General features: G+C 43.4%; 18 protein-coding genes. 7 read left to right on the forward strand and 11 right to left on the reverse strand.

The annotated features are described in order from the left end of the window. Positions 1–57: 57 nt before the first annotated feature. The 3 genes from DBZ36_RS07715 (at position 58) to DBZ36_RS07725 (ending at position 3094) form a co-directional block, all read left to right on the forward strand. Positions 58–1053, forward strand: coding sequence for a carbohydrate ABC transporter permease (locus DBZ36_RS07715; RefSeq protein WP_199711802.1), 996 nt, complete (start codon positions 58–60; stop codon positions 1051–1053). Between the two features lie 6 nt (positions 1054–1059). Beyond that, on the forward strand, positions 1060–1893 hold the full coding sequence (locus DBZ36_RS07720; RefSeq protein ID WP_120354323.1) for a carbohydrate ABC transporter permease: 834 nt from the start codon (positions 1060–1062) through the stop codon (positions 1891–1893). A 115-nt stretch (positions 1894–2008) separates the two neighbouring features. Then, complete coding sequence (locus DBZ36_RS07725; RefSeq protein ID WP_147395010.1) at positions 2009–3094, forward strand: CobW family GTP-binding protein; 1086 nt, start codon at positions 2009–2011, stop codon at positions 3092–3094. Here the strand turns inward: DBZ36_RS07725 and DBZ36_RS07730 are convergent. Both DBZ36_RS07730 and DBZ36_RS07735 read right to left on the reverse strand, forming a co-directional pair. Further along, entirely contained in the window at positions 3091–3318 is a 228-nt protein-coding gene (locus tag DBZ36_RS07730) for a cysteine-rich CWC family protein (protein WP_120354325.1), read from the reverse strand. The two genes, DBZ36_RS07725 and DBZ36_RS07730, sit on opposite strands and share 4 nt — an antisense overlap. 61 nt (positions 3319–3379) lie before the next feature. Next, positions 3380–3763 carry an SgcJ/EcaC family oxidoreductase gene (locus tag DBZ36_RS07735; RefSeq protein WP_120354326.1) on the reverse strand — a complete coding sequence of 128 codons (384 nt, stop codon included), beginning with the start codon at positions 3761–3763 and terminating at the stop codon, positions 3380–3382. A 441-nt stretch (positions 3764–4204) separates the two neighbouring features. Between DBZ36_RS07735 and DBZ36_RS07740 the strand changes: the two genes are divergently transcribed. After that, positions 4205–4768: a dihydrofolate reductase family protein gene (locus tag DBZ36_RS07740; protein WP_120354327.1), complete on the forward strand. Its 564-nt coding sequence runs from the start codon at positions 4205–4207 to the stop codon at positions 4766–4768. Between the two features lie 42 nt (positions 4769–4810). Here the strand turns inward: DBZ36_RS07740 and DBZ36_RS07745 are convergent, their stop codons facing one another. The 7 genes from DBZ36_RS07745 to DBZ36_RS07775 all read right to left on the reverse strand — a co-directional run bounded on the left by DBZ36_RS07745 (position 4811) and on the right by DBZ36_RS07775 (position 9433). Next, positions 4811–5221, reverse strand: coding sequence for a VOC family protein (locus tag DBZ36_RS07745; RefSeq protein ID WP_120354328.1), 411 nt, complete (start codon positions 5219–5221; stop codon positions 4811–4813). A gap of 30 nt (positions 5222–5251) precedes the next feature. Beyond that, entirely contained in the window at positions 5252–5707 is a 456-nt protein-coding gene (locus DBZ36_RS07750) for a GNAT family N-acetyltransferase (protein WP_199711803.1), read from the reverse strand. A gap of 52 nt (positions 5708–5759) precedes the next feature. Then, entirely contained in the window at positions 5760–6041 is a 282-nt protein-coding gene (locus DBZ36_RS07755; RefSeq protein WP_120354329.1) for a hypothetical protein, read from the reverse strand. Positions 6042–6292: 251 nt separating this feature from the next. Next, positions 6293–6667: a hypothetical protein gene (locus DBZ36_RS07760; RefSeq protein WP_120354330.1), complete on the reverse strand. Its 375-nt coding sequence runs from the start codon at positions 6665–6667 to the stop codon at positions 6293–6295. Positions 6668–6818: 151 nt separating this feature from the next. Next, positions 6819–7355, reverse strand: a complete 537-nt coding sequence (locus DBZ36_RS07765) for a hypothetical protein (RefSeq protein ID WP_120354331.1) — start codon at positions 7353–7355, stop codon at positions 6819–6821. 68 nt (positions 7356–7423) lie between these two features. Then, positions 7424–8452 (reverse strand): S66 family peptidase, encoded by a 1029-nt coding sequence (locus DBZ36_RS07770; protein WP_120354332.1) that lies wholly within the window; start codon positions 8450–8452, stop codon positions 7424–7426. 63 nt (positions 8453–8515) lie between these two features. Then, a complete protein-coding gene (locus DBZ36_RS07775; protein ID WP_120354333.1) occupies positions 8516–9433 on the reverse strand; it encodes a LysR family transcriptional regulator in 918 nt (305 codons plus the stop codon). Between the two features lie 95 nt (positions 9434–9528). On the opposite strand from DBZ36_RS07775, the gene DBZ36_RS07780 reads away from it, so the two are divergent. Then, a complete protein-coding gene (locus tag DBZ36_RS07780) occupies positions 9529–10497 on the forward strand; it encodes an aldo/keto reductase (protein ID WP_120354334.1) in 969 nt (322 codons plus the stop codon). Positions 10498–10584: 87 nt separating this feature from the next. Here the strand turns inward: DBZ36_RS07780 and DBZ36_RS07785 are convergent, their stop codons facing one another. Then, the gene (locus DBZ36_RS07785) at positions 10585–10875 is read right to left on the reverse strand and encodes a putative quinol monooxygenase (RefSeq protein WP_120354335.1); all 291 of its coding nucleotides are present in this window, start codon (positions 10873–10875) and stop codon (positions 10585–10587) included. A 141-nt stretch (positions 10876–11016) separates the two neighbouring features. Next, positions 11017–11613 (reverse strand): tRNA (pseudouridine(54)-N(1))-methyltransferase TrmY, encoded by a 597-nt coding sequence (gene trmY, locus DBZ36_RS07790; RefSeq protein WP_120354336.1) that lies wholly within the window; start codon positions 11611–11613, stop codon positions 11017–11019. A gap of 293 nt (positions 11614–11906) precedes the next feature. On the opposite strand from trmY, the gene DBZ36_RS07795 reads away from it, so the two are divergent. Continuing rightward, positions 11907–12491, forward strand: a complete 585-nt coding sequence (locus DBZ36_RS07795; protein WP_120354337.1) for a hypothetical protein — start codon at positions 11907–11909, stop codon at positions 12489–12491. Between the two features lie 386 nt (positions 12492–12877). Beyond that, on the forward strand, positions 12878–13234 hold the full coding sequence (hpf, locus tag DBZ36_RS07800) for a ribosome hibernation-promoting factor, HPF/YfiA family (RefSeq protein WP_120354338.1): 357 nt from the start codon (positions 12878–12880) through the stop codon (positions 13232–13234). Positions 13235–13302 lie beyond the last annotated feature (68 nt).

The following is a 13302-nucleotide window of genomic DNA, read 5'->3' on the forward strand; positions in this document are numbered from 1 at the left end:
CTTTTGGGCCTACCTACTGACCCTCTTTGTTCGACCCTATACGATCTGGAGCTTTAGATGCCAAGCGTAGTTGCCAACCAACCCAAACCACTCGAAATGAAGTACCGGCAGGGACTTTTACGTAAGCTTTTCGGAGCTAAAGCCTATAAAGCGGCGCCGTATATGTTCATTAGCCCGTTTTTCATCTTGTTTTTTATTTTCGGCTTATTTCCCATGCTGTTCTCTATTTACTTATCCTTTCATGCTTGGGATCCAGTTGACGGCTTGGGTGCAATGGAATGGATTGGTTGGGAAAACTACACTTTTGCCTTAACCGACGAATGGTTTCATACCAGTATCTACAACACTTTTTGGATAGCATTTGCCTCTGGCATCCCCCAACACGTTTTAGCCATTCCACTGGCATATTTTATCCATAGCTCACTAACAAAGATGCGCAACAGCGTTGTTGGCGTGTACTTTGTACCTTATATCACCTCTTCGGTAGCAATTGCATTGGTGTTCACCAGTTTGTTTTCCAGAGACTTTGGGGTGATCAACTTAGTACTGACGAGTATTGGAAACTTTAGTATTGGCGAGTTTCAACCATTAGCTTGGTTATTCCCAACCGAAAATGTCGATTGGCAGCGCCCGGAATACACCAAACCGATGATTTCTTTTGTGGTGTTCTGGCGCTATGTCGGCTGGAATACAGTGCTTTATTTGGCTGCCATGCAAACCATACCTAAAGACTTGTACGAAGCGGCTACCATTGACGGTGCAAGACGCCTGCAACAGTTTTGGTACATCACCTTACCCATGCTAAAACCGATGATGTTTTTAGCCGTCACCTTAACCATCATCGGAAATCTGCAGTTGTTTGAAGAACCATTCATCATCACTGGCGGCACGGGTGGCCTTGAGCAAGCAGGCAAAACAGCTGCGATGCACATGTACATTACAGCCTTCACTGAAAGCGATTTTGGTACTGCCTCAGCAATATCATGGATTCTATTTATGGTTATCGCAGGTCTTACTTGGATTAATACCAAACTTCTTGGATCAAAGGACTAAGCTGCCATGCACAATAAACTAAGCAAATCGCATATCACAGCCTACATTTGCATCGCATTTGGTGCGGTTATTATGCTAGCCCCCTTCTACTTCATGTTTGTTTATGCAACACATGACAACTCGTCAATATTGTCGGTGCCGCCACCTATGTTCTTCGGCGATGCACTGGCAGAGAATTTTGCTATTCTTATCGAACGGCTGCCCTATTTTTGGCATAACTTAGGTTTGAGCTTTTTTGTGGCTATTGCTGTCACTATTGCCAACTTGCTTCTTTGCTCCATGGCTGGCTATGCATTTGCAATTTTCGAGTTCCGTTTTAAAGAAGTGTTATTTGCGATGGTCATGGCCACCCTAATGCTACCGCCATTTCTAGGTATGATCCCAACCACCATGATCATGTCGGCTATTGGTTGGATGAATGACCCTAAAGCGCTCATCATTCCAGCGGCTTGTGGGGCTATGGGTATATTTTTGATGCGTCAATACATCTCAAGCGCGATACCACGCGAATTAGTGGAAGCGGCGCGAATGGACGGTTGCAGCGAATTTGGTATTTATTGGCGCGTGATCGTGCCCTTAATTACACCCGCAGTTGGAACACTTGGTCTGATCACGTTTATTGGTTCGTGGAACAACTTTATGCAGCCGTTGGTTGTGATGAACGATATGAAAATGTTCACTATTCCGCTCGCGCTGCGTGCGTTGCAAGGTACCGGTCAGGTTCCTTGGGGTGCGATTAGTGCTGGCGCTGCAATTGCAGTATTACCTTTGCTCATTCTATTCATTATAACCTCTCGACAACTTATAGCCGGTCTTACCGCTGGCGCAGTGAAAGGATAAACCTCCCACCTTCCAATCACGTTTTGGCGCTTCAGAAATGAAGCGTCTTTTTTTGCCGAAAACAACCACGGTTTGTTAGACTCGAGCTAACTTCGAAGACCAAAGAAACAAGGCCTTGAAAATTCTATCTTCAATTCCAACACATATGCTGACCGGATTTCTTGGAGTCGGTAAAACTTCAGTGATTATCGAGCTGTTAAAGCAAAAACCCGAACATGAAACTTGGGCTATTCTGGTCAATGAATTTGGCGAATTAGGAATCGATGGCAGCTTATTTGCCGCCAATTGCAGTGAAGAGCACGGTGTGTTTATTCAAGAAATTGCCGGTGGCTGCATGTGTTGCAGTGCAGCCCTCATGCTACCGGTTGCTCTCAATCAATTGCTCAAGCGATCAAAGCCTGACCGACTGATCATTGAACCCAGTGGCATTGGTCATCCCAAGCAAGTGGTAAAGGCACTTACCAGTGGTCACTACCAAGGCGTGTTAGACCTAAAAGCTGTTATAACTGTTCTCGATGCGCGCCAGCTCAGCGATCCCCGCTATTTAGAAAATGACATTTATCAGCAGCAATTACAGGTCGCAGACCTATTGCTAGCGAACAAATCTGAGCTTTACAGCGACACAGATTTTGAAAACCTGAAGCGCTTACGTGAGAGCAATAGTAAATTGGGAACCGTAGAACTACTTGTCACTCGAAACGCCGCATTAAGGTATGAACAATTTGCGGTAACAACTGCTAGCAAAAGCATAGCAAAGCCAGAGTTTAGTGCCATTCAAACCCAATCGAACCCACTAGCCCTCGGCTTAGCTAGCAAGCAAGCTGAGGCGAGTGTCCCCAAAGCTAGCCCCATAAATTCAGTTGGCTATATGGAGCAAGAAAGTCAGCATGATGGGGTAAAGTCCAACTCATGGCGTTTTGACAAACGATATGTTTTTGATAGTCAACAGATCACTGAACTTCTAACAAAAACAGCAAGTTTGCGTCTAAAGGCAGTGATTATCACTCAAACAGGCTTGCTAAGCCTTAACCGCATTAACGATGAACTATCGCAGAACGTACATCCAATGATGACACCAAGGTCAGCGTCAGAGCCTCAAAGTGAGAGCAAAATTGAATTCTTAGTTGAGAACACGCAATCACTGATGTTAAACACCCAACAATTGTTGGCTTGCCGAATAGAGCAAGCTGACGAAGACTAGAGACTGGTGAGTTGGCTTAGTGATATAGCGCAAGCCTGACAAATACAGGCTTTGTTTTTTGCATCTTGAGGCACTTGGCTAAGCATGGCTTGGGTAAATTCGATTTGTGGCGATTGACACCAGCAATCTAGCGCTTGCGCTTGAGACAGTTGACTTGCACAGCGATTATCTTTGTTGCATAGCGGGCACAGGTTTGGGTCGATGTCTGGCTTTGAATCTGTCAAAAGTTATCTCTTATTCGCTCACAAAAATGTAAAGCTCTAACTGCAAATGTGACCTTAGGGATTAAAGCTCCGTGGGCACAGCCGAGGAGTGATGTTCAACAATCAGCCAACCACGGTTTTGTTTACGATAAACGATGCTAAACCTAGCTGAGGTTGTGAGTGTTTTTCCATCCTTGTTCCAATGCAAGGTGTATAAACCATTACAAATGGCCACATTACCAAAAATACGGATGTCGCTACTGTTAATCTGAACTTGTCGATCCTCAAAGGTGAAGATCTGGCTAAAGTAGTCCTTGATCAATTCAGGACTATCGCGTTTTCTCGACGATACAGTGCCCCATAACGAGGCATTATCATCGTACAAAGCACATATATTAGCGGTTGTTAGATCTGCAAATGCTGACGCCCAACGTTCAAGTTTGGCTTGGACTTCTTGCTGGCTCAATGTTCAACACTCCTTTGTCCTCAGAAGAATATAGACTGGCAACCCTTCCCTGCGCGCCCAATTCACAATCTAGCTTCGTTTTCTAAATACTTAGGTATTATGCCTGCAGCTGATAAAATCTCCTAAAACCAAAACCTTAGTGTCTCATACTTAAAACACTAAAAATCTTGGCTTGTTTGGCCAGTGCGCAAATACTATCGCATTAGCTTGTCCTAGATTCGTGATAGCTTCAATCGTACCTTGGTGGTAGTCAGAAACAGATAAGCTGGTTTTTTGCTTTGATACGCATTTTGGGCAAACGGCAGGCGAATCAAAACTAAAACAACTAACGATTGGATTTCATCATTATCAGAACTAGTATCTTAGCTAGGTATTTATATTTTGCTGCCGGCACAATAATCCGGTGGGTTCCCACTACATTTTTCACTGAAGAGAGCTGACATGAAATGTTCTGTATACATCGCCGCTAGTTTAGATGGCTTTATTGCTAAAACCGACGGCAGCGTTGACTGGCTGCATACTACTGGTAAACCAGAAGCTGACTTAGGCGAACACGCAGATATGGGCTTTGGCGACTACATGGCGTCAATTGATTGCATGATTATGGGCCGTAAATGTATGCAAAGCATTGCCGCCATGGAGCTGACAGCGGAGCAGTGGCCTTATGGGGATACCCGAATTATAGTGCTTAGTAACACACTTACATCTGCACCTGACAGCCTTAAAGACAAAGTAGAAATGTATTCTGGTGACCTAAAGGACTTAATCACCCAACTTGATAAAGACGGTCATAAACATGCCTATGTCGATGGTGGAAATACTATACAGGCCTTTATAAACCTACAACTTATCGATGAGATGACGATTACTCAACTACCGATATTAATCGGTGAAGGTATTCCACTTTTCGCAAAGACGAACCAAGATATCAAGCTTGAGCACGCGCAAGCTACAGCGTTTGCAAATGACTTTGTCCAAGTAAAATACAGCTTGAACTACAGTTAAGCTGCGCTAAAGATCTAAAACAACAGCCGGACTAGTCGAGCGTTAAGAGGGAGGATTGAATTGTAGTAGATCCCACTTGTTGCCATATAAATCCTGAAAGACAACGACAGTGCCATAGCTTTCAACACGAGGGGCTTCGTTAAACGCGACTCCCCTCTCGCACATCGACTCGTAGTCAGTCCAAAAGTCGTCAGTTTCTAAAAACAAAAATACTCGGCCACCGGTCTGATTGCCAACAGCTTGGGATTCGACTTCATTTTTGGCTTGCGCAAGTAAAATACTACTACCGCTGCTGTTTTGGGGGGCAATCAAAACCCATCGTTTTCCAGCGCCTAAGTCGGTGTCTTCAAGCAGCTCAAATTTAAGCTTGTTGGTATAGAATTCTATGGCGTCGTCATAGTTGTCTACAACCAACGCAACACTGGCTATACGCTGTTGGGTTCCGCGCCCCATTGGCTGTCCTTGTTCTTTTATCGATGCAGCCTAATCTATCGTCGCTAGGCTATAGTTCAAATAATCTTGGTCTTTAACAAAACCGAGCTTTTCATAGAGCGCCTGGGCAGTTGAGTTCGTTTTTGCTGTCGACAGATCGACACGAATAGACCCTGTGGATTTCGCTAAATCGATAGCGCAATCAATTAATCGATTGGCGATGCCTTGCTGGCGATGTGACTCAATAACAAACAAATCATTTAAGACGATCACTTTACCCAACGATACCGACGAGAAGCAATGATAGTTTAAGACAAAGCCCACGGGCTCATGTTTTGGGTTATACGCAATAAATACAGTGGCCTCTTGATTGCTTAGACGCTCACTTAAATAGCGTTTATATTTGGCCGGATCTGAGCGCTGCTGATAAAACACCATGTACTGATCGAAAACAGTAAGCAAATCATCTATTTCGTCCGTTGAAATTTGTTTGGTGTACACGCTCATTGCGATTGATTTCATCCTTGTCTGTTTAGCCTATTAGTTGGTGCTTTTTGCCTTAAACAATTTTTATCGCTTCAGCTTCTAATACGCTTACTGCACCAGCGCGTTCTATCACCTTCAATAAGGTGGTTTGGATTTGCTCATCATGTCTAGCATCGCCTTGACAGGCAAAGCGTTGTTCTTGAGCAACATCGCCTTCTTGCAACGTAAACTGAAGCAAAACCGCGCTTGCACAGTCATCGGATTGTCCTTCATAAATAATTTCGATCTGCGGGTAGCCATGAAAACCCTTTTTGACGTGTTTCGCGATGCGTTTTTTCGCTTTATCTATATTCATAATTAACCTTTGAGTCTGCAATCTATACGCAGCAAATTGATAGATACTAAAATCCAGTGCTGAGCTTAAATTGTTAGCCCAGAGTTTATACCAGTCCTGATAATTATTTAGTCAGTCTAGCCGACTACAATCACTTATATCAGCGTCAAAAGTCTTGTCATTAGGTCAACTAGTAACTGCGATTTTTTCCTTGATCTAAGCAATTTTAGATACGACTAATAAAGACCAACAAATTAATAGGAATGGTATTATCACTCGTCGTTTTTTTCTAAATCTAGTTGCTGTCGTTCAAATTTGCTGGTTTTGTAGCTTTGGAAAAAGAACGCCGCAGATAACAGATTAAACCAAGGAAATAACTGCAGCACAGCCAGCACAACTAAGTGTTTGCTCTTTCGTTTACATATAGCCCAAGTTGCCCAAATTGCGGTAAACAAAAACCAAATTGTTAAACCGAGTAATAGCTGAGGCGAAAACCCCAACTCGGTTTGCATAATCTCAGGATAGAGCAACCAAACTAGGGCGCCAGATGTGAATATGCTGGTGCTAATCCAGATCAGGGCGATAAATATTTTGCGCCAAACGCCTAGCGAAGAATAGCTAAAATCATTGTTTGTATCCGTTTTCACTAGACGCCCTCAAAGTAAAATATAAATAGCGTTAGAAGTAACATACCTCACAAGCTGAAATAGCAGCGTTGAGCAACATGGTTGACCAAGCTTAACTACGATAGATTTTGTGCATGGTCTATGTCGAGCTTTTTCTACCTTATCGCAAAACTTAAGCTATTTTTTCAATGTATTGCGCGTATGCCTCTTTATCAAAGTTAGCTGACAATGCATTCATAAAGCCATGCAAATAGTTCACTTGCTGTATCTTAACGTTGGGTTTGGTTACCAGCGCTTCAATAAGCATGTTTATCTCGAAATGATGCTCAAAAACAGGAAAAATGAGTTCAATCGCAAAGGCTGGAATAATATCAACATCATATCGAATTTGAGAGCCATAAAAGCACTGCGCATGGGACACATGTTTTAGTCCACTATTGTCCGATATCTTCCAAATAGCTGAAGCACCGACACTGAATCCAATAATGGTTAGCGGTACAGAAAACGACTTAATAAAAGCTAGAAGCTGTTGAGCGTAGTTATTTAACCCGACATGCTGGTTAAAGTGCTCATAGGCTTGATTCTGGCTGGTAAAGCCCATAAACATTGAATCATAGGGGTCGAAAATAGTAACTGGACCTTTTAACGCCCCGACAAGGGATTCAAGTTCTGGTGTTCGTCCAAAAATATCGGATACAACAAGTTTCATCAAAAGTTCTCGCGATAATAGTCTATTGCTTTGTCTCGCATCATGTCAGTGAATCGAGCAGCTTTGGGTTAAATCAGGTGCTGCGCCACCAAGGCTTCACTTGCGAGTTCAAATCGTGCAAATGCCCCATTGATCAGGGTTAAGTTGGGAGGGACGTGACCGATATCAACATCAATTAGAATGGGGATTTTTAGTTCGCTTAGATGGCCTTGTAAAACGTCTAAATAACGTAAGTCATCTTCAAGATCCGAATCACTAACAGCACTTCGACCAAGTACTAAGGCATTAATGCTGTCAAACACCGAGCGCATTTTCATGCTAACAATGGTTCTCGCAAGTTCAGCTGGCGACATCTCTGCATTTTCCAAGTACAAGATAATGCCTTCGGGATAACGGCTTGCTAAGCTCTCTAAGTCTAAGTATTGCGTGCCAAAAAGGTGCTTTAATACATCCCAGCAGCCTCCGATTAAACGCCCATCGATGGTCCCTCCCGTTTTAGGCTGCGTTAACCACCTCCATTTACTGGGCGAGGTATAAACATAGCCCGCTTCAGGCTTACTCACGAAATCGGGCCAAGCATGGGTGTGCATTTTTGATTGGCTTTGCGTGAACTCTGCCCCCGTTTCGCAGCTTAGATGTTTAAGGGTATTTCGCGTTAGAGGATCATCTGAAGCGTCCACTAAATCCATAAGGTTGGAGCAATGCACACTTGCCCACCCCAACTTGCAGCACAGAGCCACAGCAACAGTGCTGACATCAGAGAATCCCAAAATCCATTTGGGTTTGGCTTGTTTAAGTTTTTCGAAATCTAAGCGAGGCAACAACTCAATAGCTAGCTCCCCACCCCACGGGGGGTAAATGGCATCAATTGAATCATCCAGAAGAAAAGCCATAAGCTCATTTGCTCGCTCGGCTGCAGGGGCGCTTACCTGTTTTGCTTGCCCGCGCAAACATTTGCCGACAACAATATTAAAACCCATAGCCTTAAGGTTTGCACAAACCAGCGCAAATCTGGGCTCGTGTTCAGGGCCTATGCCTTGTGAAAAAGCGGTGATAGCAATGGTACTGCCCGCCTTGAGTGGTTTGGGATATTTCACGGCAATACTCTTAAAGATGAATACTGAACAACAATAGACGACGATGCTCAATAAAACAATGACTTAAGAAGGGTTCGCCTGATCTTGTGGCTTCGATTTTTGCTGTTCCATCTGCGTCAATAAAAATTCAACCAAGACCTGTACCCGTTTTAGTCGGTAGCGACTCGGTGGATACAAAATATGGACCGGTCTATACACCGTTGACCATTGTGGCAGTAACTCTATCAATGCCTTGGAAGCGAGTTGCTCTTCTACATAAATAGATGGTAAGTGGGCAATCCCTAAACCTTGTAAACACCCTTGCAGCATTACTTGTCCATTCCCACACTTTAAGCTCGCTTGTGGTGTATGTTGATAGTGCTCACCACCCTTACTAAAAGCCCACTGCCTTACCGAACCGGTGATCAAGCGAAAATCATTTAAGTCGTGGGGTTGTTTCGGTGAGCCATACTTCTCAATAAAATCAGGGCTAGCAAGTAATACTGGGCGATAGTCGATAAGCTCTCTTGCTATCAAGCTTGAATCCGATAACTCGCCAAAGCGAATCGCCATATCATAGTGCCCCTCAACTAAATCAACGACACTTGAACTAAAGTCCAGCTCAAGCTTAACCTGTGGGTGTAGTTGCAAAAACTGATTTACCAACGGCGCGATAAATTGCTCGCCGAAGATCCCACCAACACAGGCGAGTCTGATCTTACCGCTTAGGCTTTGTTGCTCATCTTGAAGCTGCTCCTGCGCGTTAGCAATGGCCAACAGCGCAGGTTTACACTGCGCGACAAAACTTTCGCCAATCTGAGTTAATTGCACATTACGAGTGGTTCTTATCAGCAACTGGGCCCGATTTTGGGTTTCTAGTAGTTGGATTTGCTTACTTAAGAATGCTTTTGAACAACCAAGAGCTGCTGCAGCCGCTGTAAAATTACCGTATTGAGCGATAGCCACTAAGGCTTGAATTCCCTTGAGGTTCATTGTTTTCATTTGGAAACAATCTTTCCATAATTGCGGTATATATGAACAATAAGTTTGCGACTACACTACTTGTGAGTCAAGTTTAACTCGATTAAGGATAAGGTATGCAAACTAGACAAATTGGCCCTTGGCAAGTAAGTCCCCTTGGAATGGGGTGTTGGGCAATCGCAGGTCCGTTTTGGGATGGTGAAAACCCTTTAGGATGGGGGGAAGTCGACGATAGTGTTTCAATCCAAGCTATTCATGCTGGTTTAGACGCCGGTATCAATTTTATGGACACCGCCGATCTTTACGGAGCAGGCCATAGTGAGCGGGTCATTGCTAAAGCTTTGCAAGGCAAGCGCGATCAAGTAATCCTTGCAACTAAATTTGGAAATACCTTTGACGAGTCTAGCAAGCAGATCACCGGCCAAGCTTGGGATCGAGACTATATTCAAAGCGCTGTTGATGCCAGCTTGCGTCGCCTAGAAACGGATTACATTGACTTGCTTTGGTTCCACATCAATGATTTCGCAGCTGATGAAGCACAAGAGGTTGCGCTTTCACTCGAAGCCATGGTTGCAAGTGGCAAAATTCGCAAGTTTGGATGGAGTACCGACTATCCGGAACGGGCGGCGGTTTTCGCAAAACATAAGAACTGCGTTGGCTTTCAATTTGAGTTTAATGTGGTGACCCCAAGCCCAATGCCAGCCTATTGTGATCAACATGATTTTGCCGGCGTGATTCGCGGCCCATTGGGCATGGGATTATTAAGCGGCAAATATCAAAACGCTCAAGTTCTATCCCCCAAGGATATACGCAGCGTAAGCCCCGATTGGATGAAGTACTTCGACAATGGCTTGGCAAAACCCATACTGGTTAAGAAAATTGATGCGATTGGTGAAATACTGCGTAGCGAAGGACGAAGCTCGGTACAGGGAGCATTAGCATGGATTTGGGCCACCAGCCCCCGACTAATCCCCATACCAGGTTTCAGAAACACCAAGCAAATCACTGAAACAGCGGCAGCAATGGAATATGGGCCGCTTAGTGCGGAACAAATGGCTGAAATCACCCGCTTATTGAAGGATTAGTCCTTAACGGTGTGCCATAAGTAAAAAGCCAACATCAAAAGATGTTGGCTTTACAGCAACAAATAGTCACGATTAAGGCCGCTTGATTTAAGCTATCTGCGTCATTTCGTTAAGGATGAACTGGTCAACACATCCATCAGTGGCCTTCATGTACTGCGCGAGATGCTCGTTGCCCATGTGAGTTTGCCAAAGCTCGCGAGACTGCCAATTCTCGTAGAACATAAAATGCGCTGGGTTTTCGTTATCTTGATGAAGGTCATAGTTGATGCAGCCTTCTTCAGCGCGTGTAATGTCGATAAGTTTTAGCAGCTCTCCTTTTACTAAGTCAATGCTGTCATCTTTAGCGATAATGTTGGCTACTATGGTCAATTTAGTCATGGTGTGTCTCTCTCATTCGTTGAATTGTGTCTACGGGATAAATACTAGCCTATCTAACCCACTCCAAAAACAGCCTAAAACAAGAATATTTATCAAATTAAATTTGATAATAACCAAATCTTCAAATCCTGAGATTTACCATTACTGTCTATAGTCCAGCTCATTATGGATCAACACCACGCACTGAGACGCAAACAGCATTTTTGGACCTAAGCTTATATTCTGCGTACCCAAACGCTTTAAACTATTGAAGCTCTTTTTAGGCATAGGTATGTGATCGGTTAACAAAAAACAAGGATTCTCATCAAAGTCTTGCTCGCGAATATTGGTTCCTTTTTTGTCCATCATATACAGCTGATAGTCTTGCGCTAGCTCTTGAACTAATTTCTCAAAGCTAAGGGTTCGAACACTAATACCTTGCTCAACCTGCCGTTGCTGCTCTTTACCCATGCCTTTAGATACATCTAAAGCATTAGCGACTTTCTTTAATAAAGCCATCTCATGAAAGCCAGAAAAATCGCGAACTTCATTGGCATTAATGCAAATGGTTCGCGAGTAGTCAGCAGTACTTTCAAGGACCAGATAAACGACAACATCCTCTCGGTGTGATTGCGCAACAAAAACACAATTCATAATCGTATGCGCTAAAATCTCAGCGTGTGCCGATTGACCAATGGCAGCAAGTAATTGTTGGCTGTCGGTTGAAGCAGCTCGGGCTCTAAGCACAAAGGTGCGCATGGTAGGTTTCCTGTCTAGATAAACAATGCTGTTGCAGTACTGCAACTGGCGGCATTATCACAGTTTTTGAGCTATAAGTAACGAGAGTCGAAGCCAAAACGGCTAATAGCACTACGTTTACAAACACCAGGTTTTACCTGCTTTTTCACAGCCACGCCTAAATAGGCGCGCTTCCATCTGCAATAAACCCACGTTTTCTAGCTGAATTCTTGTCTCAAATACGGCACTATCTGCGCAGCTCATTTATTGAGAGCGTTCGAACAGATTCAAATAACACTTAAGGATGTACATTAATGTTTTCTATCAGGTCGCCTCTCGCGCTAGTTCTTTTTATTTGGGCTAGCCTATCGTTTTCTGCCAATGCAGCCCTCACGAATATGAAACAGTTAACGCCATATCTATCCAAAGATAAACACGGCATTTACCATATCAGTTCCGACGAAGACCTTGATTACGACCGTTTTGTCATTGAAGACGGCGTGCTTACCTTAAGTGGGCCAAAGAAAACCACTAGTTTCGCTATAGAAACCGATTTAACCAGCGCTCAGCTTGAAGGTGTCTGGTTTGAATATTTAAAGACTAACAGTGACGAGATTTCTACTAAGATCACTCGCAGAGCAAACGACTATGACTACGACACTGTAGAACTTGATCATACTAATCGCTCTTACTACGTTTCGACGCAAGACGACATGCAAATACCCTATGCAATAATCGATGGTGCTATTTTAGATGAAGATACTGATTACTATTATTTTGTTCTGTCGGTTAGCAGTAAGGCCGTGCAATTTGTAGATATATATGGTGGCACGTTTATGGAGAAAAAGTATGCGGGCGAACCCTTGCTAGAAATTCCTTCAGGTTATACCGAACAATAAACAAGCACTTTTTGCTTTGTTTAGTGGCTGGGTAAATTGGCTAAGGCCGACACTAATTTAGCTTAGCTTGAAACTAATGGTTCGCAGTTACGCAAATTTAGCATAAGCTAAATGAATCAATTCTCTGTATTGCTAAGCTGATTAAAACAATTGTTCTGACAGCTTATAAAAGACTGAATTGGTAAGGCTTGATTACTTCATAGCCAATGGCAATAAAACACACATTAGCTGGCCCTAAACATTGTCTCTGAGATGGCTGTTTTCAAGGTATTTAAAAAATATATTTGATAACACAGAACTCAATCACACATGTGCAAAGATACACTTTGTCTTCGTAGTCGTTGTTTGCTACGTTTAGAGACACAGTGATTGGAAAGGTAAATTATATGAAAGTAAATGTTCAAACACATCACGTATCAATCAACGAAGACTCACGCAAAGATATCGAAAGCAAATTTGAGAAGGTCTCCGCCCACTTTCCACAACTGATCAGCTGCGACATCATTATTACCAAAGAACACGGAGAACATGAAATAGAAGTTTTCACCAACTATGAAGGTGTCCGAGTTTCAGCTAAGTCAAACAATGCTGTGATGTATCCTGCCATTGCAGCCGCATTGAAAAAACTAGAAGCAGGCCTTAGTCATCGCAAAGGACAATTGAAAGCAGATCTACACCAAAAACCAACGAGCACTAAGCCAGAGATTGCTTCTGACATCATCCAAGAGATGAAACTGCTCTAATATTCTGCCCAATATCAGATTAAACAAGCCAGCATTTACGCTGGCTTTTTTGCAGATTAAACTCGAAT

Source organism: Alginatibacterium sediminis (assembly GCF_003610775.1).
GTDB lineage: Bacteria > Pseudomonadota > Gammaproteobacteria > Enterobacterales > Celerinatantimonadaceae > Alginatibacterium > Alginatibacterium sediminis.

What these genes read in the sequence shown, in the direction of transcription:
- DBZ36_RS07775 (WP_120354333.1), bottom strand. Translation starts at nt 9,433, where the DNA reads ATGAAAACAATGAACCTCAAGGGAATTCAAGCCTTAGTGGCTATCGCT.
- DBZ36_RS07715 (WP_199711802.1), top strand. Translation starts at nt 58, where the DNA reads ATGCCAAGCGTAGTTGCCAACCAACCCAAACCACTCGAAATGAAGTAC.
- DBZ36_RS07785 (WP_120354335.1), bottom strand. Translation starts at nt 10,875, where the DNA reads ATGACTAAATTGACCATAGTAGCCAACATTATCGCTAAAGATGACAGC.
- DBZ36_RS07780 (WP_120354334.1), top strand. Translation starts at nt 9,529, where the DNA reads ATGCAAACTAGACAAATTGGCCCTTGGCAAGTAAGTCCCCTTGGAATG.
- DBZ36_RS07745 (WP_120354328.1), bottom strand. Translation starts at nt 5,221, where the DNA reads ATGGGGCGCGGAACCCAACAGCGTATAGCCAGTGTTGCGTTGGTTGTA.
- DBZ36_RS07755 (WP_120354329.1), bottom strand. Translation starts at nt 6,041, where the DNA reads ATGAATATAGATAAAGCGAAAAAACGCATCGCGAAACACGTCAAAAAG.
- hpf (WP_120354338.1), top strand. Translation starts at nt 12,878, where the DNA reads ATGAAAGTAAATGTTCAAACACATCACGTATCAATCAACGAAGACTCA.
- DBZ36_RS07750 (WP_199711803.1), bottom strand. Translation starts at nt 5,707, where the DNA reads ATGAGCGTGTACACCAAACAAATTTCAACGGACGAAATAGATGATTTG.
- DBZ36_RS07795 (WP_120354337.1), top strand. Translation starts at nt 11,907, where the DNA reads ATGTTTTCTATCAGGTCGCCTCTCGCGCTAGTTCTTTTTATTTGGGCT.
- DBZ36_RS07720 (WP_120354323.1), top strand. Translation starts at nt 1,060, where the DNA reads ATGCACAATAAACTAAGCAAATCGCATATCACAGCCTACATTTGCATC.
- trmY (WP_120354336.1), bottom strand. Translation starts at nt 11,613, where the DNA reads ATGCGCACCTTTGTGCTTAGAGCCCGAGCTGCTTCAACCGACAGCCAA.
- DBZ36_RS07740 (WP_120354327.1), top strand. Translation starts at nt 4,205, where the DNA reads ATGAAATGTTCTGTATACATCGCCGCTAGTTTAGATGGCTTTATTGCT.
- DBZ36_RS07765 (WP_120354331.1), bottom strand. Translation starts at nt 7,355, where the DNA reads ATGAAACTTGTTGTATCCGATATTTTTGGACGAACACCAGAACTTGAA.